Origin of the sequence: Paenibacillus koleovorans NBRC 103111 (genome assembly GCF_004000845.1) — a bacterium.
Taxonomy (GTDB): Bacteria; Bacillota; Bacilli; order Paenibacillales; family NBRC-103111; genus Paenibacillus_AA; species Paenibacillus_AA koleovorans.
This window is the reverse complement of record NZ_BIMA01000117.1, coordinates 1-21996: the sequence shown is the minus strand read 5'-3', so window position 1 is coordinate 21996 and position 21996 is coordinate 1. Positions and strand designations below refer to the sequence as shown.

At 55.5% G+C, this 21996-nt stretch carries 17 protein-coding genes and 1 tRNA gene; 15 read left to right on the top strand and 3 right to left on the bottom strand.

Going from position 1 to position 21996, the window contains the following annotated elements; translation table 11 throughout:
* Nucleotides 1–645 precede the first annotated feature (645 nt).
* A complete protein-coding gene (gene gluQRS, locus PKO02S_RS26515; protein ID WP_127587902.1) occupies nucleotides 646–1632 on the bottom strand; it encodes a tRNA glutamyl-Q(34) synthetase GluQRS in 987 nt (328 codons plus the stop codon).
* A 239-nt stretch (nucleotides 1633–1871) separates the two neighbouring features.
* Nucleotides 1872–1948, bottom strand: a tRNA-Asp gene (locus PKO02S_RS26510).
* Between the two features lie 195 nt (nucleotides 1949–2143).
* On the opposite strand from PKO02S_RS26510, the gene PKO02S_RS26505 reads away from it, so the two are divergent.
* From PKO02S_RS26505 to PKO02S_RS26450, 12 genes are all read left to right on the top strand, one after another.
* Nucleotides 2144–3460 carry a mannosyltransferase family protein gene (locus PKO02S_RS26505; RefSeq protein ID WP_164821704.1) on the top strand — a complete coding sequence of 439 codons (1317 nt, stop codon included), beginning with the start codon at nucleotides 2144–2146 and terminating at the stop codon, nucleotides 3458–3460.
* A 148-nt stretch (nucleotides 3461–3608) separates the two neighbouring features.
* The gene (locus PKO02S_RS26500; RefSeq protein WP_307720042.1) at nucleotides 3609–4175 is read left to right on the top strand and encodes a DUF2062 domain-containing protein; all 567 of its coding nucleotides are present in this window, start codon (nucleotides 3609–3611) and stop codon (nucleotides 4173–4175) included.
* Nucleotides 4176–4363: 188 nt separating this feature from the next.
* Nucleotides 4364–5407: a 3-deoxy-7-phosphoheptulonate synthase gene (gene aroF, locus PKO02S_RS26495; RefSeq protein ID WP_127587900.1), complete on the top strand. Its 1044-nt coding sequence runs from the start codon at nucleotides 4364–4366 to the stop codon at nucleotides 5405–5407.
* A gap of 127 nt (nucleotides 5408–5534) precedes the next feature.
* On the top strand, nucleotides 5535–7178 hold the full coding sequence (locus PKO02S_RS26490) for a PucR family transcriptional regulator (RefSeq protein WP_127587898.1): 1644 nt from the start codon (nucleotides 5535–5537) through the stop codon (nucleotides 7176–7178).
* Between the two features lie 84 nt (nucleotides 7179–7262).
* Nucleotides 7263–8441: an N-acetylglucosamine-6-phosphate deacetylase gene (locus PKO02S_RS26485; protein WP_127587896.1), complete on the top strand. Its 1179-nt coding sequence runs from the start codon at nucleotides 7263–7265 to the stop codon at nucleotides 8439–8441.
* 231 nt (nucleotides 8442–8672) lie between these two features.
* Entirely contained in the window at nucleotides 8673–10127 is a 1455-nt protein-coding gene (locus PKO02S_RS26480; protein WP_127587894.1) for a CoA-acylating methylmalonate-semialdehyde dehydrogenase, read from the top strand.
* A 69-nt stretch (nucleotides 10128–10196) separates the two neighbouring features.
* Complete coding sequence (locus PKO02S_RS26475; RefSeq protein WP_127587892.1) at nucleotides 10197–12197, top strand: alpha/beta hydrolase; 2001 nt, start codon at nucleotides 10197–10199, stop codon at nucleotides 12195–12197.
* Entirely contained in the window at nucleotides 12194–14149 is a 1956-nt protein-coding gene (locus PKO02S_RS26470) for an acetylxylan esterase (protein ID WP_127587890.1), read from the top strand. Before PKO02S_RS26475 ends, PKO02S_RS26470 begins: the two co-directional genes overlap by 4 nt.
* 45 nt (nucleotides 14150–14194) lie before the next feature.
* Nucleotides 14195–15409, top strand: coding sequence for a Gfo/Idh/MocA family protein (locus tag PKO02S_RS26465; RefSeq protein WP_127587888.1), 1215 nt, complete (start codon nucleotides 14195–14197; stop codon nucleotides 15407–15409).
* Nucleotides 15393–16547: a M20 family metallopeptidase gene (locus PKO02S_RS26460; RefSeq protein ID WP_164821703.1), complete on the top strand. Its 1155-nt coding sequence runs from the start codon at nucleotides 15393–15395 to the stop codon at nucleotides 16545–16547. The genes PKO02S_RS26465 and PKO02S_RS26460 overlap by 17 nt, the downstream gene beginning before the upstream one ends.
* Before the next feature lie 276 nt (nucleotides 16548–16823).
* Entirely contained in the window at nucleotides 16824–18248 is a 1425-nt protein-coding gene (gene glnA / locus PKO02S_RS26455) for a type I glutamate--ammonia ligase (protein WP_127587884.1), read from the top strand.
* Between the two features lie 180 nt (nucleotides 18249–18428).
* Entirely contained in the window at nucleotides 18429–19025 is a 597-nt protein-coding gene (locus PKO02S_RS26450; RefSeq protein WP_127587882.1) for a TetR/AcrR family transcriptional regulator, read from the top strand.
* Between the two features lie 38 nt (nucleotides 19026–19063).
* On the opposite strand, the gene PKO02S_RS26445 is transcribed toward PKO02S_RS26450, so the two are convergent.
* Entirely contained in the window at nucleotides 19064–19681 is a 618-nt protein-coding gene (locus PKO02S_RS26445; RefSeq protein WP_127587880.1) for an SGNH/GDSL hydrolase family protein, read from the bottom strand.
* 186 nt (nucleotides 19682–19867) lie between these two features.
* Here PKO02S_RS26445 and PKO02S_RS26440 point away from each other — a divergent pair, with 186 nt between their 5' ends.
* The 3 genes from PKO02S_RS26440 to PKO02S_RS26430 are packed head-to-tail and all read left to right on the top strand — an operon-like array spanning nucleotide 19868 to nucleotide 21885.
* Nucleotides 19868–20491 carry a YhbD family protein gene (locus PKO02S_RS26440; RefSeq protein ID WP_127587878.1) on the top strand — a complete coding sequence of 208 codons (624 nt, stop codon included), beginning with the start codon at nucleotides 19868–19870 and terminating at the stop codon, nucleotides 20489–20491.
* 40 nt (nucleotides 20492–20531) lie between these two features.
* Nucleotides 20532–21224 (top strand): hypothetical protein, encoded by a 693-nt coding sequence (locus PKO02S_RS26435; protein ID WP_127587877.1) that lies wholly within the window; start codon nucleotides 20532–20534, stop codon nucleotides 21222–21224.
* Entirely contained in the window at nucleotides 21214–21885 is a 672-nt protein-coding gene (locus PKO02S_RS26430; RefSeq protein WP_127587875.1) for a hypothetical protein, read from the top strand. Before PKO02S_RS26435 ends, PKO02S_RS26430 begins: the two co-directional genes overlap by 11 nt.
* The last annotated feature ends 111 nt before the right edge of the window (nucleotides 21886–21996 follow it).

Genomic DNA, 21996 nt, shown 5'->3' with positions numbered 1-21996 from the left:
AGCTGAAAGGGAGGCAGACCACCAGGTAACCGTGACTGCTACTCTGAAAATTCGCCTCATTTTCATCATCTATGGTGCCGTACAAGCGCCATGGGAGTCTGCAGTCCGAAAAAGTCGGACTGCGGGAAGGTGGCTGGCTGCTATTGATGCCGTAGTCCGACTTTGCCGAATTGGAGAGGCGGTTTCAGACGAGCGGTCGCCAAAACGGCCCTGCAAGTGGGCAAAATCGGACTAGAGCACATTTCGACCCCCATAGTTCAGATGCAGTCAGGGTTTTTCGGACTGGAGAGCGGCACGGTAGGCTGGGGTGTGTGAGCGGCTCAAGATGGGCTGGTTACTGGCCTGAGCGGAAGGGATAGTGTGGAAAACGTAGGTGGACGGAGGGAGTATGGCTAGAATAGGCTGAAAGAGAGGCAGACCACCAGGTAACCATGTTTGATGCAGTCCGAAAAAGTCGGACTGTGGGAAGGTGACGAGCTGCTATTGACTCCGCAGTCCGACTTTGCCGAATTGGAGAGGCAAAGTCCGGCGGCTGCTAGCCAAAACAGCTTTGCAAGTGGGCAAAGTCGAACTACATCACGGTTTGGCCCGCCGCGGTGCTGCGTAGTCCGAAAAAGTCGGACAACACAAGCAAACCGCGCCGCGCTACCGCTCCCCCGCCAAAAACCGAAACACCCGCTCGTCCACGACCGCCGGCTCCGCCGGCACCGCGTCCAAGCGGAACGGCTCGCGCGCGAGCTCCGCCGCGCGCAAAGGCTCCGGCTGAGCGATCAAGCCGCTCAGCCAAGCCAAGGCGCCGACGACGCGCTCCGGCGGCGTCCCGGCACCCCGCCAAGCGGCGAGGGTCGTCGACCCGTGCCGCTTGGAGAGCCGCTGCCCGTCGGCCCCGACGAGCAGCGGCACATGCGCGAACCGAGGAGCCGGCAGCGCCAGAGCCTCGTACAGCTGCAGCTGGCGCGGCGTCGAGTCGAGCAGATCGGCGCCGCGCAGCACATCGGTGATGCGCATCGCCGCATCGTCGACGACGACGGCCAGCTGGTAGCCGAACACTTCATCGGCCCGTCGGACGATGAAGTCGCCCCCATGCTGGCTCGGACTAAACCGCTGCCATCCTAGGAAGGCATCCTCGAATTCAATTCCATCTTCCTCCGGCATGCGAAAGCGAATAGAGGGCGTCTTGCGCGCCGCCCGTTCCGCCCGCTCGTTCGCCGTCAGCCCCCGGCAAAGACCGGGATATGCCGGCCCCTCGGATGCGAGGCCGTGCGGGGCGCTGGCGATTTGCTGCAGGTCCGCTCGGCTGCAAAAGCAAGGATAGAGCGCGTCCTTCTCGAACAGCTGTCGCATGGCCGCTTCGTAGAGCTTCAATCGCTCGCTCTGCGTATATGGCGCATCCGGTCCGCCAATATCCGGCCCGGTATCCCAGTCGATGCCGAGCCAGCGGAGATCGTCCAGGATCTGCTGTGCCAGCGAGGGTTTGGAGCGGTATGTATCGATATCCTCCATGCGCAGCAGGAACTCTCCGCCCACGCTTCGCATCTGCAGCCATGCAAGCAAAGCGGTGCGAGCGTTGCCGAGATGCAGTTGACCGGATGGAGTGGGGGCGAAACGTCCCCGGCGTCGATTGGCGTCCACAGAAACCGGCTCCTTTCCCAAGTTGCGAAAAAGAGCAGGACGGTTGTCTCTGCTCTTTCACTTCTCTCTATATGTTGCTGCTTTAAAATCTGTTTGTCTTGTTCTTACATGGAAGTAATGGCGGAGCTGACGGGATACTCGTTGACCGATCAAATCGGTCTGTCGAGGCTGCGAAGTGTTGCTTTCGATGCCAATGCTTCGGCGAACCTGCGGTTCTCATCCCGGATTCGGGGAAGTAATGGCGGAGCTGACGGGATTCGAACCCGCGGTCTCCTGCGTGACAGGCAGGCATGTTAGGCCTCTACACCACAGCTCCGCGTTACCAAGTTCCGCTGGATCTCAGCGGGACAAGTAGTATCTTAGCACGAATCCGCAGGCGGTGCAAGCGAATAATGTCGAACGAGGAAGCGGCCCTTTCTTGAATGGGGCATTTTCGGGTATGATAGAGAGAAGGCTTCAGACGAACCCCGAAAAAGTCCAGTCTCTTGCACCAAACGAAAGGATGTTCAGCTTGGAAACCAACATTTCGCAGCAGCAAGCCGCTATAGCTGCAACTGCACTACCGCAGCTTTCGCCCGAGACCACGCCAACTAGAGACGCCAAACCGATCCGCTTTCTCGTCACGATCTTCATCCTGACTCGGATTTTGATCTACGTGACCGCCTATTTCGGCATGAACTTGTTCTCCTTCTACGATCACCCGTCCGACTACAAGGAGGCTGGCTGGCCCGGCTCGCAAGAGCAGATGATGCTTATCGAAACCGAAATGCTCGAGACGAAGGTGCCCATACGCAAGACATTCATGACCGCCGATACGTTCGCTTACGTCAATATGGCCGAGAGCGGATACGACAACTATAAAATCGACGAGCCCCATCCACCGGCGAACTGGGTGTTTTTCCCGATGTTCCCTCTGGCGATGCGGGCGGTTATGGAGATTACGCCTTCCTCTCTGGATCCGATCGCAATCGGTCTGATCTTGTCCAATCTGTTCCTGCTCGCCGCCATGATCTTCTTCTACAAAATCGCCATCCTGCGCGGACTCAAAGACATGCATGCCCGGATCGTCGTCTGCCTGCTGCTGATCGCACCCGCCGCCTTGTTCTTCGCCGTCCCGTACACGGAAAGCCTCTTCCTGATGCTTGCCTTAGGAGCCGTGTATTTCTCAATGACGCGCAATTGGCTGCCGGCTTTCCTGCTGGCCGGATTAACGACGGTGACGCGCAACGTGGGAGCGGTTATTTTCCTCTACACGTTCTGCTCGATGCTGCTGCACAAAGGCATTTGGCGCTTCCATTGGCGCGACTGGCGCTTACTGCTGTACGTGCTCTTGGGCTGCGTACCGCTCGCCAGCTATCTCGGCTACATGAAGTGGCTGACCGGCGATTTCCTCGCCCCGCTAAACGAGCAGATCAATTGGGGCCGGCATACGACACTGCCTTTTGTCAGCTACATACGCTATCTAAAGCATCCTTACTTCGGAACGAGCTCGGGCTGGGAAAACGGCTTGATTTCGTTCGCAATCGCAACTGCTGTGCTGCTGGTGTTTATCGCCTATGCGCTTGTTAAGCGCGGCAAGCTGTTCAAAAGCGGACAAGAGCTTCTGCTCTATGGTACGGGCTTGCTGTTGGTCATCATTCCGTTCAGCAGCGGCGAGCATTTGGCCAGTATTCCGCGGTACATGACCGTATGCTTCCCGTTTTATCTATATTTGGTTGAAATGCTGCGCAGGCAGTTGACCGCGGTGGCCGGTTACGCTCTATTTTCGTTCATGTTCCATTTTATCTTTATCATCGGTTACTTCAACCGCTATTTGTTCGTTTTTTAGTCCAGGCCCTTGGTTCCCTAACAAAATGTTCCTGTCGGCCCTGGGCGGTTGCGGGTTTGGTTGCGGCGCCGCGATCAGGTATAATGAAGAGGGGCACGCAATACAACAGAGAGCAGGCCTCATTTTATAAGATAGGATGGAGACCCAAGTGTCCGCACAGATGAACAACGCATCGAGGGGCTGGAGCAGCAAAGTGCGTGTCTCCATGACAGGCTTGCGCCGGTGGTTCAAGTACAAATATTTGCTCTTGTTTCGGGCCAAAGGGGGAGCGGCGAAAGTGTCGATCGGCTTTGCCATCGGCTTGTTCGTCGAGATGTTTACGCTGCCTACGTTCGGTCTCGCCTTTTTTCTTATTTTTCCGCTTGTCTATTTGTTCAGATCCAGCCTGGCCGGGGCGCTGATCGGATTTGTATTCGGCAAAGTCATTTATATCCCGATGGCCTTCTTCAATAATAAAGTAGGGGGATGGATCGTCCCCGACAATATCAACAAATGGATCACATTTTTACCCGAATGGCTCGAAAGAATGCTCTACGTCAACATTAAGCTGATTGTGGGAGGTATGGTGGACGGGATTTTGCTCGGGCTGCTGTTCTATTGGCCGATCAAGCTGCTGCTGGAGTTATACACGGCTCGGAGAACGGAGAAACGCCGGGCGCGCCGCGCATTGCTATCGTCGGCATCCGTTACTGTATCGCAGGAAGACCAACCTTAGCTGCAGCAGCTGTATAACCGCAACCAATTCTTAACAGGAGACGATCCGTCCGGCATGAAAAAGATGCTTGACGGAAGTCTCCTTCTCATTGTATAGTGACTTTAACAGTTAAAAGCATAAAAGCTTAAAAGCTTAAAAGCGAACAAGCGCGAAAGTGCTTTATATTTTATTCGAGGAGCGTGGCATCAATGATAGCAGTTACTTCCAGCAAGGTGTCGGACGAACGGATCGACGAGATCGTGCACCACATTGAGAAATTCGGCGTGCAAGCGCATGTGTCTAAAGGAACGGACCGGACCGTCATCGGCATTATCGGCAAGGCCGATCCGAAGCTCGCGGAGCAGCTCCGCCAAATGTCGGGCATCGAGAACGTCATCAAGATCTCGAAGTCTTACAAGCTCGCTAGCCGTGACTTCCATCCGGACAATACGGTGATCAAGATCAACGATGTCTCCATCGGCGGCGACGAGCTCGTCATCATGGGCGGCCCTTGCGCCGTAGAATCGCCGGAGCAGATCGACGAGATCGCACGGCTCGTGAAGCTCTCCGGCGGCCAAGTGTTGCGCGGCGGTGCATTCAAGCCTAGAACCGGCCCATACAGCTTCCAGGGCGTCGGCGTAGAAGGTCTCGTGATGATGGCCGAAGCCGGCCGCAAGCACGGACTGCTCACCATCACCGAAGTCATGACGCCGGAGTACGTGGACGTCTGCGCCGAGTACGCCGACATCCTCCAAGTAGGCACGCGCAACATGCAGAACTTCGACTTGCTCCGCAAGCTGGGTACTTGCAACCGTCCCGTCCTGCTGAAGCGCGGCTTCAGCGCTACTTACGACGAGTTCCTCAATGCCGCCGAATATATCCTGGCCAGCGGCAATCCGAACGTGATGCTCTGTGAACGCGGCATTCGTACGTTCGAGACTTACACGCGCAACACGCTCGACTTGTCCGCCATTCCGGTGCTGCAATCGCTCAGCCACTTGCCGGTCATCTCCGACCCGAGCCACGGTACGGGACGCCGCGAGCTGGTCGAGCCGATGAGCAAGGCTTCAGTCGCCGCCGGCGCCGACGGCCTCATCGTCGAGATGCACACCGATCCGGACAACTCCATGACCGGAGACGGCGTTCAATCGCTCTTCCCGGATCAGTTCGCCAAGCTGCTGCTGGACCTGGAGAAGCTCGCGCCGCTGTGCGGCAAAACGTTCAACACCGCTAAATCCTTCCAATTCGCATAAGGTTTGCTTGAACCCCAAACCTGATTTTGTTCCCGTCCTATAGGACGGGAACCTTTTTTTGTGTAGAATAAACAACAAAGAGCATAAATCCATATTCCGCCGAAGAAACGGATAGAGGGAGCAGACTATGCTAACGGTAAGAGAAATCTTGCAACGACCGGTGTTTTCTTCCGCTACAATCCTTGCAGGGGAAGGCGGGCTGGACCGACCGGTAAGATGGGTGCACATCTTGGAGGAAACGGATGCGGAGCGCTTTGTCAACGGCGAGGAGCTCATTCTGACGACCGGCATTCTCATTTCCATGGATGCCGCGGCTTCGGTCCGCTATATGGAGAAGCTGATCGCACAAGATGTTTCCTGCTTATGTCTGGAGCTTAGTACCCGGTTCGACCAAGTTCCGTCACAGATGCTCGAACTGGCGGAGAGGCACAAATTTCCGTTGCTCGCTTTTCCTAAAACGGTTCGGTTTATCGACATTACCCAGGACATCAACTCCTCGATCATTAATCGGCATCAGCTTAATTTACGGGAATTGGAGATGATCTCCAGGCAGTTCCATCGAATGACGCTAACCTCACAGGGGATGCCGAGCGTCTTGAAGCTTCTGCAGGCCAGCACCGCCAGCCAGGTTGTGTTCTTACCGGCCGAAGGGCAGCCCGTCTTCGTTCCGTCCCTCCCCCCCAAGTCACAGGAAGATACGTTGGACATGCTGAATGGTTGGCTTCGGGTAGAAAAGGAGGATGCTTGGGAGACCGAGCCGCTGCTAAAGGAGTGGAGGGAGCGGATCGCACTGGCGCAAGCGGTTGGGGCGCTCGGGAAAACCTGGGGTTTCCTGGTGATGCTGCTCGATCGCAAAACCCAAGAAAGGGATTACCTCATACTGGATGCGGCGGCACTTTCTGTAGCGCACGATTTGTTGAGAAAACGTTATATGGAGGAGAGGCGGCTCTACTCCGAAAATTTGTGGGTTGACGATCTGCTTCTTGGCCGGGTACGCGATGTAGAGCGGCTAAGCGCCGTTACAGGGGTTCATACACTTTCATCTAGGGAGCAATTGTATCGGATTGGAATCATCGAGTTCGGGGAAGCTGCAGGATACGAGAAGCTGGAGGACTACGGAGAGGACACAATAGGCCTTCATCTCTCGATCATGGTCCGATCGCTATTCGAGCTGCAGGGCTTTCATCCGTTCATGACGTTGAAGAACAACAGACTTGTGGTGATCGCTGTCAATAAGTCTTCACCCAAATCGTTCGCTGGTCGATATCAAAAAGTTATTTCGCAGCTATTTGCCTTGAGGGAAGAGAAGATCGGTGATCTTCAGCTTCGCGTCGGGATTAGCCGCACATACCGGAATTTGCTGGAGGCGCCCGATGGCTACAAGGAATCTGTCCAGGCCATGAGCGTGCTGCCTTGCTTGCGCTCCGAGGCGATCTATTATGACGAGCTTGGTGTCTACCAGTTGCTTCAGAGCATCGAAGACCGCTCGGTTCTTCAACAATATGTATTCACACAGCTAGGTCCGCTGCTGGAGCACGACAAGGAGAAGGGCTCCGAGCTGGCAAGAACGTTGGAGGTTTACTTGGAGCTCGACGGATCGAAAGCGGATGCCGCGGAACGGTTGTTTATTGTTCGGCAGTCGTTGTACTACCGGCTCAAGAAGATTACTCAGCTGCTTGGCCCGGATTGTCTGATCGGCGAACGCAGGCTGGCGCTTCAGATGGCGATTCGAGCGCGCTTGTTTCTGGATAAAGCCAAAGGCGGTTTGTGATTTGTACAGAATGTCTAATGCGGTACGCATGGCTTTGCTATACAGTGGTTTAAAAATCGTTAACCACTATGGAGCGTGAGCAGGATGACAACTATTTACAGAGGCAAGCATTGGCGAACTGGACAAGGTGTTGAGCTGGAAGTGAACGGAGACCTTATTACGGGCTGCAGGGAAACCCAATATGAAGGAACAGCCTGGATAGGACCAGGCCTGATCGATATCCAGGTCAACGGAATCGGCGGGTTCAACCTGAACGACGGTAATTGCAGTCTGGAAACATTGCAAAATATAGTGGGCGTTCTTCACCGATACGGAGTGACCCGGTTCTGTCCCACAATCATAACCGGAGAATATGAACTTATGCTGCATGGAATTCAGACGGTTGCCCATGCATGCCGGGAAGATCTTCAGGTGCGGAACGCCGTATTGGGAATTCATGTCGAAGGGCCTTATATCTCGAGCGAGGATGGCCCCAGAGGAGCGCACAAAAAAGAATGGGTCAGAAATCCGGATTGGAAGGAGTATATGGCTTGGCAGGAAGCGGCGGAGGGGCGGATATGCAAAGTAACGCTTGCGCCTGAGTTGCCGGGGGCTATCGATTTTATACGTCGTCTCGCCAAGGAGGGAGTTGTTCCCGCGATCGGGCATAGCGCGGCGACAGAGCAAGAAATCCGGCAAGCTGTTGAAGCCGGGGCACGGATGAGTACTCACTTGGGCAATGGCTCCCATCTGATGCTCCCCCGACATCCCAATTATATTTGGGCTCAACTGGCCGAAGACCGGATGTGGGCCGGACTGATCGGCGATGGCTTTCATCTGCCCCTATCCACTTTGAAATCCATGCTTCGAGCGAAGGGAAGAAAGGCCATTATCACAAGTGATGCTTCCTATTTGGCGGGAATGCCGGCAGGTACGTACGATAGCCACAATGGCAAGGTAGTCCTGGAACCAAACGGTCACTTGCATCTTGCCGATTCACCTGGAATTTTGGCCGGATCGGCTCTTCCGCTTTCAACCGCATTGGCTGTCATGAGCTCACACGGCATCTGCACGCTAGGGGAGTCAATCGACATGGCCTCCTTGCATCCGGCAGAACTGTTTGGATTGGATCGAACGGGAGCAGGCGGTTTGGAGATTGGCTCCCCCGCCGATATGATCGTGTATACGAGCAATGACAATTCAATCTTTCGAATAGACAAAACTATTAGTCGGGGCAACGTTGTATACGACAGGGAAGCAGAGCAAGCGGTCCGGCCGACCTGATCAAGGCCTGCATACTGTGCAACGGAATACGAAGAGCGCCGGAATCGACGAATCAGCATTCGCGAGCTCCGGCGTTTTTTTGTTTGCCAATCCGGATCCAGCTTCTATGACATTTTGTAAGTAAAACTACATTAAATCATTTCCGGAGGGCGATTCTATTGACACTTTGTCTAATGATGCCTGCCGCTCCCCCGCCTATACTAATAGTGATAACCAGACAGGGAGGGGCATATAAACGAAATGGACAAGAACAAGCTCAACAACTATATAGGGGGTCGTTGGGTTTCCTCCCCTTCTATTCATGCGGATGTGCTGAACCCTGCTACAGGGGCGAACATAGCTTCCGTTCCCTGCTCGTCGAGAGCGGAATTGGACGCAGCCGTAGAAGCTGCAAGCGCGGCCTTCGCTGAATGGAGAACCGTCCCCGCTCCGCGGAGGGCGAGGGTGCTATTCCGGTACCAGCAGCTCTTGAACGAGCATGCGGAAGAGCTTGCCCGGATCATAACGATGGAGAACGGGAAAAATTTGGCCGAAGCTCGGGGAGAGGTTCAGCGCGGCATCGAATGCGTCGAATTTGCCGCAGGAGCGCCAACTCTGCTTATGGGCAGTCAGCTTCAGGACATTGCGTCCGGCATAGAATCGGGCATGTATCGGTACCCGATCGGAGTCATAGGCGGGATCACGCCATTCAATTTTCCGATGATGGTCCCTTGCTGGATGTTTCCGCTCGCGATTGCATGCGGGAACACCTTCGTCCTCAAGCCGTCGGAGCGAACGCCGTTGCTTGCCAATCGACTGGCTGAGCTGTTGGAGGAGGCCGGTCTGCCGCCAGGCGTGCTGAATGTCGTTCATGGAACCCATGATGTGGTGAACGGGCTGCTGGAGCATAAGGCGGTTCAAGCGATCTCCTTCGTCGGCTCGCAGCCGGTTGCCGAATATGTGTACAGGACGGGGGCGCTGCACGGCAAACGAGTGCAAGCGCTCGCCGGAGCCAAGAATCATTCGATCGTGCTGCCGGATGCGGATCTTGAGCTCGCCGTGACGAATTTGATCGGAGCCGCCTTCGGGTCCGCGGGCGAGCGGTGCATGGCATGCGCGGTAGTCGTGGCGGTAGGCGATATTGCCGACAAGCTTGTGGAGAAGCTGCTCGAGGCGGCTCATGCCGTCAAGATCGGAGATGGAATGGACGAATCTACATTCCTGGGGCCGCTGATCCGGGAGGAGAACAGAGCTCGCACCATCCGCTACATCGAGACGGGCGTGCAGGAAGGCGCCATCATGCTCCGAGACGGCCGAGAAGACGAGGCGTCTAGCGGAAGCGGGTTTTTCATCGGTCCAACTGTTTTCGATCGCGTGGAACCCGGAATGAAGCTTTGGCAGGACGAAATCTTTGCTCCTGTGCTGTCTATCGCGAGAGCGGCTGATTTGGAGGAAGCAATTGCGATAGCGAATCGATCCCCGTTCGCCAATGGAGCCTGTCTATACACGAATAGCGCCAGAGCAGTCAGGAAATTCCGCGATGAGATAGATGCAGGCATGCTGGGCATCAATTTGGGCGTTCCCGCGCCTATGGCATTTTTTCCTTTCTCGGGGTACAAAAAGTCCTTTTACGGGGATCTTCATGCGAACGGCCGGGACGGCGTGGAGTTCTACACGCGCAAAAAAATGGTGACGGCCCGCTATTGAGTCGTCTTGCCTATGTTTCTCGCCGAGAATCATATCCTATGCTGAGTGAGGAATGGAAGGGGAAGGACGATGCAACTAAAGGCGCTGGAAAGCTACCGTACAACGCTCTATGATGTCGCCGGCCAATTGCCGAGATTGATCTATGATCGGTCCCAAGCGGCCTTTCGGGCTGGTGAAGAACAGAAGGATCGCATCGACGGCACGGAGTCGCTAGCCGCTCGGCAGCGTTTCGTCCGAGAACGGCTTATTGACGGGCTGGGTGGGATTCCGCCATCGGATCATCCGTTGAATTCCAGAGTTACGGATGTTCTTATTGAAGAAGCTTATTGTGTCGAGAAAGTCGTCTTCGAATCTCGGCCGCAGACGTTCGTGACGTCCAACGTATACATTCCTGCTGGCATTGCCTCGCCGACAGGCGCCGTGTTGTTCCTGTGCGGTCATTCCGAGGAAGCCAAGCATAACCGGGCGTACCAGACGGTCTGTCAGTTTCTCGTCCGCAGCGGCTTGATCGTCCTTGCGATGGATCCGATCGGACAAGGGGAACGGCAAAGCTACTTGGACCCCGCTACCGGCGAAAACCTGATTCGGTGGGGAACGACCGAGCACGATTACACAGGTACTCAATGCCTCTTGCTCGGAGACAGCCTCGCCCGTTACTTCCTGCACGACGCGATGCGGGCTATCGATTATTTGTACACGCGCCCGGATGTGGACCCGGCGAGAATCGGCGTGACGGGCAACTCCGGCGGAGGGCTGCAGACGATGCTGCTCATGATGACGGACCCGCGCATTGCGGCGGCCGCTCCCGCTACCTACGTCATGAGCAGGGAGTCCTTCCTTCACTCCGGACAGACGCAGGACGCGGAGCAAATATGGCCCGGCATGACGGCACAGGGTATCGATCATGAGGATGCGCTGCTGTGTATGGCTCCCCGTCCGGTTCGAGTTTTGGCGGCCAAATACGATTTTTTTCCGATCGAAGGGACGCGCCGAACCGTCGAGCGCGCCAAGCGCTACTGGGAGCTTCATGGTGCGGGCGAGCTGCTCGATCTGGTGGAGGACGAAGCGGAGCACGCCTATACGGTGCCAATGGCTAAAGCCGCATCCCGGTTTTTTTCCGTGCACCTGTTGGGGAATGAGGCAAAGGCGGTTGACGAAAAGGATGTTTCTCCTCTGGAGCCGTCTCTGCTCTGGTGCATGGACTCGGGACAGGTGAAGCTTGATTGGCCTCATGCTCGTGCCGTTCATGAAGAAAATCTCGATCGTCTTTACCTCTGCCGAAGCCTGCGCATGGCCAATCCGGACGAAGTGCGCAAAGCGCGAGCGCTGGCTTGGCTCAAGAGCAAGGTATTCGCCGGACGAATTCCATGCGAGCTGAATCCAAGGCAGATCCGATTTGCCCAGGGCAACCGCTACTTGGGCGAGCTTGCCGTGGAAAGCAGCATCTGGCGGAGTCAGAGGGAGTTATTCAGCCATGGCTTAACATTCCGATCTTACGAGCACTTGGATCAGGAGCTGCCGGTTACGATAGCCATCTGGAACAGTGGGACGAGAGAGATCGAGCGTCACTTGGACTGGATCCGGAGCACATGCAAGTCCGGCAGAGCCGTCCTGGTCCTGGAGGTGACGGGGGCCGGCGGTCTGGAGCCCCACTCGCCTCTGAACGCGGACCCATACAGCGGCAATCACGGCATCATGTGGAAGCTGATGAACGATCTTATATGGCTGGACGACAGCCTGGCGGCGATGCGTACCTATGACATCATTCGGGCGTTGGACTTTCTTGACGAGCATAGGCGGGTCAGCAGCCAGGATACCCGGCTGTACGCATACGGTCTGAGCGGCATCTACGCGCACATTGCCGCGTTTCTTGACGACAGGGTACGCGAAATTGAAGTAACCGGTTGCGTGGAGAGTCTGGAGGAGGTAGCAGTCTCCCGGTATTACAACACCAATCGGATGCTAAGCGCTGTACTGCCTGGGATGCTGCAGGTGTGCGATTTGCCGGAGCTGCGGCGTTGGAGGCTGCAGACGGAACAGCCCGACGGAAGAAGGGAAGGTCAAGTATGAGAATCAAGGAGTTGGAGCAATACACAGGCTTTTATGATTTCAGGGACCAATTGAAGAGGTGGGTGTATGAGCGTTCCCTCGAAGCTTTCCGTGCGGGGGATTCGTCGCGAGACGCAGTAGGAGATGTGCAAGAGCTGGAGCGTCGGCAGGCATGGATCCGACAGCAGTTTCTCCACTCGATCGGCGGTCTTCCGGAAGAGGCGCCCTCACTCGAGCCTGATCTCACAGGCACGATACCTTGCGACGGCTATCGCATCGAGAAGGTGCTGTTCCACTCCAGGAACAAGACGGCGGTTTCCTCCAATCTGTATATTCCCGATGGCCTGGATGCCCCTACCGGAGCGGTGCTGTTTCTAAGCGGACACTTCGAAATGGCCAAGCACCATCCCGACTATCAGTGCGTATGCCAGCATCTTGTGCGAGCAGGTCTGGTCGTGCTTGCAATCGATCCCATCGGGCAAGGAGAACGGCTCAGCTATTATGAGCCTGCCGCGTCGGCAGCATTGATACGCGGGGGGGTTGCGGAGCACGATCATGTTGGCAGCCAGTGCCTGCTGCTCGGAGACAGCCTTGCCCGTTACTTTCTTCACGATGCGATGCGTGCGGTAGATTACTTGTGTACCCGCCCTGAGGTGGACCCAGCTCGAATCGGTGTAACGGGTAATTCGGGCGGAGGGACGCAGACCTCTATGATGATGCTCGCCGACCCGCGCATAGCAGCGGCGGCTCCCGCAACATTCATTATGAACAGACGCACTTATTTATATGCCGGCGGTGCCCAGGATGCGGAGCAGATCTGGCCGGGGTTCTCCTCCGCCGGTCTGGATCATGAGGATATTTTACTGGCTATGGCGCCTAAGCCGGTTCTGGTGCTTGCCGTAAAATACGATTTTTTCCCGATAGAAGGCACGCGGGAGACAGTCGATCGAACCAGAAGGTTTTGGGAGATGTACGGAAGAGAAGCAAATCTCCGTTACGTGGAAGATACTTGGACCCATCGTTATACGGAGAAGCTCGCTCGGGCGGCCGCTCAATTTTTCTCCGAGCATCTGCTGCGCCGTGACGCCGCCAGTGGAGCCATCCGCCCCATGGAGCCTGCAGAGCTATGGTGTACGGGATCAGGTCAAGTGCACGGAGCGGATAGCCGGAAGGTCTATCATGAGAACATCGATCGGGCCGCGCAGTCGTCCCTCTATCGGGCCGGACTGCAGCCGGAGGCAAGGAGAGATCGCGCGCTTGGCTGGCTCAGGGACAAAGTGCTGGCCAACCGGGAGCATGGCGAGCTCAATCCGCGTCTGAATATGGTCAAGGGCTACCTCGACGAGTTAAGTGTATACAATGCGGCATGGTGGTCGCAGAAAGGCATAATGAATTACGCCTGGATTTTCAGAAGCGTTCACCTCGCCAACGAAACGCTGCCCGTTACGATTGCCGTGTGGGACGGAGGAACGCATAGCATGCAGGCGCATATCGGCTGGATTCGGACCCGGTGCGCACAAGGCTATAGCGTGATGGTACTGGATGTGTCCGGAGTGGGTATTCTGCAGCCGCATGCTTTAAGCAATCGGGACACGCTGGATTTCTATGAAATTATTCATAAGCTAGCTTGCGACTTGATTTGGCTGAACGACAGTCTTGCCGCGGTAAGAGTAAACGATGTGCTGCGAGCCGTTGACGTTGTTAAGGAGCTCCCTTTGATGGATTATACACAGGTCCAGGTGTATGCGTACGGCAAATACGGCGTATACGGGCTGCTGGCGGCAAGCCTGGACGAGCGGATTGAAGCTGTGAGCTGGGAGAAGCCGTTGTCGTCCTACGAAGAGCTCGTGAGGTCGCAGTATTACGACTCCCGCGATATCAGCAGTATTCTGCTTCCCGGTATTTTATCCTATTGCGATCTTCCGGAGCTGAGGGATTGGTGCGGGGCTCGATTTCGGTCGTTGCATGGATAAGGAATCCAGCCAGGACTATGGCTGGCCAAGAGGGAGAGGTTAAGGATGATGGATCCGATCCAAGTCGTTCTTGTAGGGATTGGAGGATATGGGAACGTATATATGAAGGAATTGCTGGCATTCGAGGCCGAGGAGGCCGTCCGGCTGGCCGCCGTAGTGGACCCCCGGCCGGAGGGAAGCAGCTATTATGAGGCTCTGCTCAATCGGAGTATTCCGATCTATTCCGATATCGAGAGCTGCTTCCGCGAGGTCGCAGCCGATCTGACAGTCATCTCGACGCCTATTCAGCTTCACGCCGAGATGACCTGCTGCGCGCTTGCCCACGGCTCTCATGTCCTCTGCGAGAAACCGGCGGCGGCTACGTTGGAGGAAGTAGACGCCATGATCGAAGCGAGAGATCGGTACGGCAAGCTCGTGGCGATCGGCTACCAATGGGCTTATTCTCCGATCTTCCAGGCGCTGAAGTCCGATATTGCAGCTGGAGCGTTCGGTCGGCCGATCCGCTTCAAGATGGCGGTGCTCCGCCCGCGCGGCTGGAGCTACTACGGGCGCAATCAGTGGGCCGGCAGGCGAATCGACGAGCGAAGCGGCCGATGGGTGCTGGACTCCGTCGCGAATAACGCTTCCGCGCATCATTTGCATATATTGTTCTTCCTGCTGGGACAAACCTGGAATTCGAGCGCGGCGCCGCACTTCGTCGAGGCGGAGCTATACAGGGCGAACGACATCGAGAACTTCGACACCAGCTTCATTCGGGCCTTTGCCGGCGAGACGGTCGAGGTGCTGTTCTACGCCACTCATGCGGTCAACCGGGAAGAAACCCGGTTCCGGCTGGAGTTCGAGCATGCGGTAGTGAGCTATGACGATGGGGACGGACGGCTGAGGGTCGCCTGTCACGATGGCACGCGGAAGGATTACGGTCCGCTGGACGTTCCGCATTCGGTCAAATGGGAGTCGGTGCTTAACGCCGTAAGAGAGGGGGGCGACGTATCCTGTGGTTTGGAAGCGGCCCGAGCACAAACCCTCTGTATTCATGGCGCCCATCGGTCTATGCCATCAATCGCAAGCTTTCCCGAGCAGATGACCATAATCGATCAACAGCTGCAAGCTACTTGGGTGGAAGGCTTGTCCGAGGCGATCTCGCTTTGTTATGAAGGGAACATGCTCACCCATGAGGCCGGATTTGACTGGGCCGCTGCCGGCGAGAAGGTTGATCTCCGCAGCCCGGGACTGGAGGCGAGTCATGAATCGATTTTATAATTGGCTGGTTGCTCGACAAGACGAGATGACCGGCCTGCTTCGGTTGCTTGTAGAGCTCGAGTCCCCGTCTGCGGATAAAGCGTTGAATGATCGAATCGGCGCCTACATCGGCGAAGCATTCGTAAGGCTGACCGGCGGCAGCACTGTTTCCATCGAGGATATGCAATATGGGAATCATATTCGCTGCGAATGGGGAAGCGGACCTGACCAAATTTTGCTGCTCGGTCATTTCGATACGGTATGGCCGCAGGGACAATTGCAAGTGATGCCCTTTCGCATAGAGAACGACAAGGCGTTCGGACCCGGGACGGTGGATATGAAAGCAGGCTTGGTCCAAGCGCTGTACGCCGTTCATGCGCTTCGGCAGCTGGAGGTGCATCCACATGCCAGAATCGTACTGCTGTGCACCTCCGATGAAGAGGCTGGCAGCCCCTCCTCCCGGGACTTGATCCTGGAAGAGGCGGGTAAGAGCAAGTGTGTGCTGGTGTTGGAATCAACCACGTATCCGGTCAAGAAAATGATCACCGCCAGACGCGGCATCGGTATTTATCGGCTGAAGATCAAGGGGATATCCGCCCATGCCGGCAGTCTTCAACAGCAAGGAGTAAGCTCGATCGAGGAGCTGGCGAGACAGATTCAGCATATTCACGGATTGGCGGACCGATCGGTCGGAATCTCCTTGAACGTTGGCAAAGTGAGCGGCGGGACAGCCTTCAATGTAGTGGCAGACTACGCAGAAGCCGAAATCGATCTTAGGTTCCTGGAGAAAGAGGACGGCAACCGGATGAACGAGCGGATAATGAACCTGCTGCCGATACTGCCAGGGATCCAGCTGGAAGTGAGCGGCGGCATCAATCGATATCCGATGTATCGCGACGATCGAGGCGCAGACCTCTTCCGCAGACTGCAATCGACGGCGAGAGAACATTTCGGGATGGAGCTCGAGGAGACGCTAAGCGGCGGATTCGGCGACGCGAATTTGACCGCCGGGCTGGCCCCGACGCTGGATGGGCTCGGTTGCGTAGGGAGCGGCCACCATGCCTTGTCCGAGCATGTGCTGTGGGCCGAGATGCCGCTGCACAGCGCCTTGCTGGCCCAATTCCTGTGTGATCTGTCAGGCGAATACGTACGCGAATAGACCAATTGAAAGTCGAGTAGACGGGTTGTTTGAGGCTGTCATTTTAAACTTTGCGGGGCTCGATCGCTCGAGCTCTTGTTTTGTTTATACGGGTTTATGACGAAATTGTGAAGAAAACGCTTTCGTGTGAGTATAGCTGACATACCCGCAAAAAATACCTTACATAAGTATTGACGGTTCAAAACGGGCCGTTCTATAATAAGGCCATAATCATTGAAACTTGAACAATGATGACCAATTTAGCCGAGAATGTTCGGAAATAGGAGGATATGAACAATGTCAGTCCAAAATGTAATGTCGCTTATTAAGGAGAAAAATATCGAGTGGGTTGATTTCCGTTTTATCGGCCTGTCCGGTAAGGCGCAACATATCAGCTTACCGTCAACTGAAGTGGATGAAGAGACATTCGTAAACGGCGTGGCATTCGACGGTTCGTCCATCCCGGGCTTCCGCGGCATTGAAGAATCCGACATGGTTATGATGCCGGATACCGAGACTGCTTATGTGGATCCTTTCACAGCTCACCCTACATTGGTTCTTACGTGCAACATTCATACGCCGGACGGCGAGCGTTATGACCGCGACCCGCGTTCGATCGCTCAGAAGGCCGAAGAATACTTGCAAAAAGCCGGTATCGGGACGACTGCATTCTTCGCACCTGAATCCGAATTCTTCATCTTCGACGACGTTCGTTTCGAGAGCGGCATGAACAAATCCTACTTCGAAGTGGACTCCGAAGAAGCAGCCTGGAACTCCGGCCGTAAAGAAGAAGGCGGCAACCTGGGCTTCAAGGTTCCGGTTAAGGGCGGTTATGTTCCGGTTGCTCCGATGGACAGCCAACAAGATATCCGCAGTGAAATGTGCCGTTTGCTGGCCGAGACTGGCCTTCGCATCGAGCGCCATCACCACGAAGTAGCGACAGCTGGCCAAGCCGAGATCAACTTCCGCTTCGACACGCTGACCAAGACGGCCGACAACCTGATGAAGTACAAATATATCGTGCACAACACCGCTCGCCAATACGGCAAAGTAGCTACTTTCATGCCAAAGCCGCTGTTTGGCGACAATGGCTCCGGGATGCACGTTCACCAATCGATCTTCAACGGCGACACGCCTCTTTTCTATGAGAAGGGTGGATATGCCAACCTGAGCGAAACGGCCCTGTACTACATCGGCGGTATTTTGCACCATGCTCCGGCTCTGATCGCTTTGACCAACCCGAGCACCAACTCATTCAAACGTCTCGTACCTGGCTACGAAGCACCGGTTAACCTCGTGTTCTCCAAGGGCAACCGTTCCGCAGCCGTACGTATTCCGATTGCAGCTGTTACGCCTAAAGGCTGCCGCATCGAGTTCCGTACCCCGGACTCCACAGCTAACCCTTACCTGGCCTTCGCAGCTATGCTGCTTGCCGGTCTGGACGGCATCCAGAAGAAAATCGATCCTCGCGCTCTGGGCTACGGTCCTTTCGACAAGAACATCTACGAGATGTCCGATTCCGAGAAGGGCGAGATTCGCAGTGTTCCAGGTACATTGGACGAAGCGCTTGACGCTCTGGAAGTCGACAGCGAGTTCCTGACTCAAGGCGGCGTGTTCTCCCAAGACTTCATCGACAACTACATCGAGCACAAGCGTAGCGAAGCGAAAGCCGTTTCGATCCGCATCCACCCGTACGAGTACGGTCTGTACTTCGACTGCTAATCCCGACGTCATTACTATCATTACCCTATACCCTGACTGGACCTCCGGCCATCTGGCTGCGAGGTCATTTTTTTTGAGCCTGGCATCTTGATGAAATCGATGGTTGTGTGGTATCGTTGATGATAAATTTTCCAAGGTGCGGGGAGTCGAGTTTTTATTATTGGGAAAGGAGCGGTCAGCTTGAAAAAGAATAAATTTCAGTTGAAGCGGGAGGCAACCTACAAGCTGCTGCTCGAAGCGGGCATGCAATGTTTTTCGGAGAAGGGCTACACGGCTACGTCGCTTGGCGATATTGTAGCCCGGACCGGGCATACTAAGGGGGCGTTTTACGGGCATTTTGAGAGCAAGGAAGAAATGTTCATCCACATTATGAATTACCAATTGGAGTTAACGAAAGGTTGGACGGACATTCCTAGGCAATACGATCCGGCGCATACTTCGCTCGAAGAAGTAATGACCGCGACGCTGACGGGGCTGGCCGAGATGCTCAAAGGCAAGAGCAATTGGATTCTCGTGCTTGTCGATTTTTATCAGCATACGAGACATAATCCGGATATGGAAGCGATTTTTAAGGAGAAGTATAGAGAATGGGTGGCCGGCATCGAGAGGCTGGTCGTCGTTCTGAAGGAGCAAGGCTTCATCTCGCATGACAAAGATACGAAGCTGATTGCGATGCAGATCATTGCGTTCAACGAAGGGTTCACGACGTTCTCGGTGTTATTTGGGAGCTCCGACCCGCGTGTGCTGATCCAAGGTCTGGTCAAGCTGCTCGGGTAAGCGGGCCGGTAGCTTTTGCACTGTAATGCACCACAAGATTAAGCCAACAGCGGGCACAACTGTTCGAACACGATATCCGCGTATACCGCATTGCCATACTCAGACAGATGCACGCCGTCTCCTGTCCAGAATTGGATTAGGGGTGTTCGGCGTTCCCTTAGCCCTCTGGGCAAATCAAGCACCGGTACTTCCAATTCCTCGGACAGCTTGCGGACGACTTCGTTGTACGGTTCCAAGTTTTGCTGAAACGTCAGCCCGTTGCCTTGGATATAAAAGCCCGGCGGCTCTTCAAGCGGGTGGTTAAGCACGAAGAAGCAGCGGCCTCCGCGTTTTTGGATTACGCGATGAAACTCGCGCATATTTTTCTCGTACTCCAGCACGCTCACGCGCGGCACGGATGCCCAAGGCCGGTGATTGGAGTCATTGATGCCGAATTCAAGCAGGACGGTAGCCGGTAGCCGCTCGATCACATCTTTCTCCAGCCGGTCGAACGCGTTCGCCGTTGTGTTGCCGCCAATGCCCGCATTGACAACGGTATACCGTTCCTCGCCAAACCGCTCCTCCAGCTTTTTCTGCAGCACCGTCGTCCAACGGATCTCCTCGCTCGAGCCTTGCGTAATCGAATCCCCGAAACAAATAATCGTTTCCTTGCTCATAGACCGCCGCACTCTCCCTATATGCTGTTATCGCTTCGACAAGTTCCTTTCCATCATAAGCCAATCGTTCAGGTAGGGCCAGCACAAATAATGAGGTTTAGAAGATGTGATTGGGTGACGAAGTTGTTTTTGAATTTACAACGTAACAGTGTTATGTTATATTATTCGGCAAGGAGGTGCCGTGTAGTGGACCCGAATTTGATTTCTAAAAAAGAGCTGCTTGAACAGTGCGGAATTTCATACGGGCAATTGTACCGTTGGAAGCGAAAGCAGCTTATTCCGGAAGAGTGGTTTATCCGCAAGTCGACGTTTACCGGACAAGAGACGTTTTTTCCTAAACATTTAATACTCGAGCGGATCGATAAAATAATCAACCTGAAGGAAGATTTGTCTCTCGATCAGTTGGCCGACAAACTCTCTCCGGTGCTATTGGACATGGAAATGCGCAAGCATGAGCTGATGGATCGGAACATTGTTTCAAGGGTTGTGATGGATCGTTACGCAGCGGAGACAAGTGGCGAAACAGTGTTCTCTTTTGAGATGATCCTCACGCTGTATACGGTGGATCAATTGCTGCAGACCGGCGAGATGAGCCTCGAGGAGGGGACGGCGCTTGTGCAGACGATGCGGGAGCATCTCCAGAAGTTCGAAGGCAAGCCGTGCGATCTGCTCTTTGTCCGCAAGATTGGTGTGTCTTGGTTCGCGTTAGTGTCAGGATCGGCGGATGTGTTTATGGAGAGCGGAGCGAAGCTCGTCATGCGGGATTCGCTAGGCGCACGAGTGGAGAAGTTGAAGGAGCTGCTGGTGTGACGGTAGGAGTAGGTGCAAACAAAAGAAAGGAGCGATGATTATGGTACTTCATCCGACGGCTTCGGGCGAGCTGATCATCAATGGGATCGGTTCCGCTGCGGGGGGACGATATGTGCGTGTGGATGTGAACGGCGTCGGCACTTTGATCGGAGATGTGTCGGCCGAGTCGGTGAAAACGAATGGAACGCTGAAAGCGCGCGGCTCGATTATGGCAGGTCGATTGGACGGAGAGGGCACGATGCGGCTGCAGGGAAGCTTGCAAGCGAACGAAGCGAAAATCAACGGCATGGTTAGGGTGCAGGAATCGGTCAGCGGGCAACGGTTGGAAATGTACGGGATGCTTACGGTCGCGCAAAATTGCGAGGTGGACGATTGCGTCGTGAAAGGCGCGCTTACAGTAGGCGGTCTACTGAATATAGGCTTGCTCGAGCTGGATATGCTTGCGCGGTGCACGGTTCGTGAGATCGGCGGGGAAACGATACGGGTGCGCAAGTCGAGCGGCAAGTGGGATCCTTTGTGGCGGTGGCTGGTGCCGGCTTACTCGACGGAGCTGCATGCGAAGGTGATTGAAGGCGACGAGATCGAGCTTGTGTATACGAAGGCGGATGTCGTCAGAGGGAAGCTGGTTACGATCGGAAAAGGGTGCAGCATCGGGCGGGTCGAGTACAGCGGCGAGCTGAAAAAGCTGCCCGGGGCGCACATCGGCAAGGAGGTGTTTACGAATGGCAACTGATGCTTTGCATGATTTTCGGATGGTCGGGTCGACTTCGTCGGGGGGCGGGAAGTTCCGCGCCGTTCGCACGACAGGCGAGGTCGTCTTCACCGGTGATGTGACGGCGGAATCGTGCTCCTTTATGGGCGAGGTGCAGGTGAAAGGCTCGCTCGAGACCCGGAAGCTGAAGCTTACCGGCCAATGCAGCGTGGAACAGGACCTCGTGCTGGAGCAGAGCGGAGGCGTCGGTCAATTGGCGGTCGGCGGTTCGATCCGGGGCGGACAGCTGCGGTTGTCGGGACACGTCCAGGCGGGCCGGAGCTGTGAAGCCGAGGGGATGAAGCTGACCGGGTTGGTAGATGTCGGGGAGCTGATCAGCGCCGAACAGTTGGAGCTGAGTCTGCACGGCAATTGCCAGGCTCGGGAAATTGGAGGCGGCACCGTAGTCGTGAAGCGCAGCCAGCTGAGCAAGATCAAGAGCCTGCTCTCGCTGAAGGAAGCCGGTACAATGACTTGCGAGCTGATCGAGGGCGATGTCGTTCATCTGGAGTATGTGACGGCGGACTTGGTTCGAGGTGCGCGTGTGACGATCGGCAACGGCTGCCGGATCGGGCGTGTGGAGTACCGCGAGTCACTTGAGCGGCATCCGAAGGCGACGATCGGCAGCGAGTCGCGGGTATAGCGTGGCAGCCATGGCAGGTGAGCTCTCGGCAGGGATGCCGGGAGCTTTGCTGTCGCTGTAACGGTGAGGCGGTCGACGGCGGTTGAAGAAGGGTAAATTTGGTCTACTTGG

Excerpts from the sequence above, each read along its gene's own strand:
- PKO02S_RS26460 (WP_164821703.1), top strand. The coding sequence starts at position 15,393 with ATGAATCGATTTTATAATTGGCTGGTTGCTCGACAAGACGAGATGACC.
- PKO02S_RS26435 (WP_127587877.1), top strand. The coding sequence starts at position 20,532 with ATGGTACTTCATCCGACGGCTTCGGGCGAGCTGATCATCAATGGGATC.
- PKO02S_RS26475 (WP_127587892.1), top strand. The coding sequence starts at position 10,197 with ATGCAACTAAAGGCGCTGGAAAGCTACCGTACAACGCTCTATGATGTC.
- PKO02S_RS26470 (WP_127587890.1), top strand. The coding sequence starts at position 12,194 with ATGAGAATCAAGGAGTTGGAGCAATACACAGGCTTTTATGATTTCAGG.
- glnA (WP_127587884.1), top strand. The coding sequence starts at position 16,824 with ATGTCAGTCCAAAATGTAATGTCGCTTATTAAGGAGAAAAATATCGAG.
- PKO02S_RS26490 (WP_127587898.1), top strand. The coding sequence starts at position 5,535 with ATGCTAACGGTAAGAGAAATCTTGCAACGACCGGTGTTTTCTTCCGCT.
- aroF (WP_127587900.1), top strand. The coding sequence starts at position 4,364 with ATGATAGCAGTTACTTCCAGCAAGGTGTCGGACGAACGGATCGACGAG.
- PKO02S_RS26465 (WP_127587888.1), top strand. The coding sequence starts at position 14,195 with ATGATGGATCCGATCCAAGTCGTTCTTGTAGGGATTGGAGGATATGGG.
- PKO02S_RS26430 (WP_127587875.1), top strand. The coding sequence starts at position 21,214 with ATGGCAACTGATGCTTTGCATGATTTTCGGATGGTCGGGTCGACTTCG.
- PKO02S_RS26445 (WP_127587880.1), bottom strand. The coding sequence starts at position 19,681 with ATGAGCAAGGAAACGATTATTTGTTTCGGGGATTCGATTACGCAAGGC.
- PKO02S_RS26485 (WP_127587896.1), top strand. The coding sequence starts at position 7,263 with ATGACAACTATTTACAGAGGCAAGCATTGGCGAACTGGACAAGGTGTT.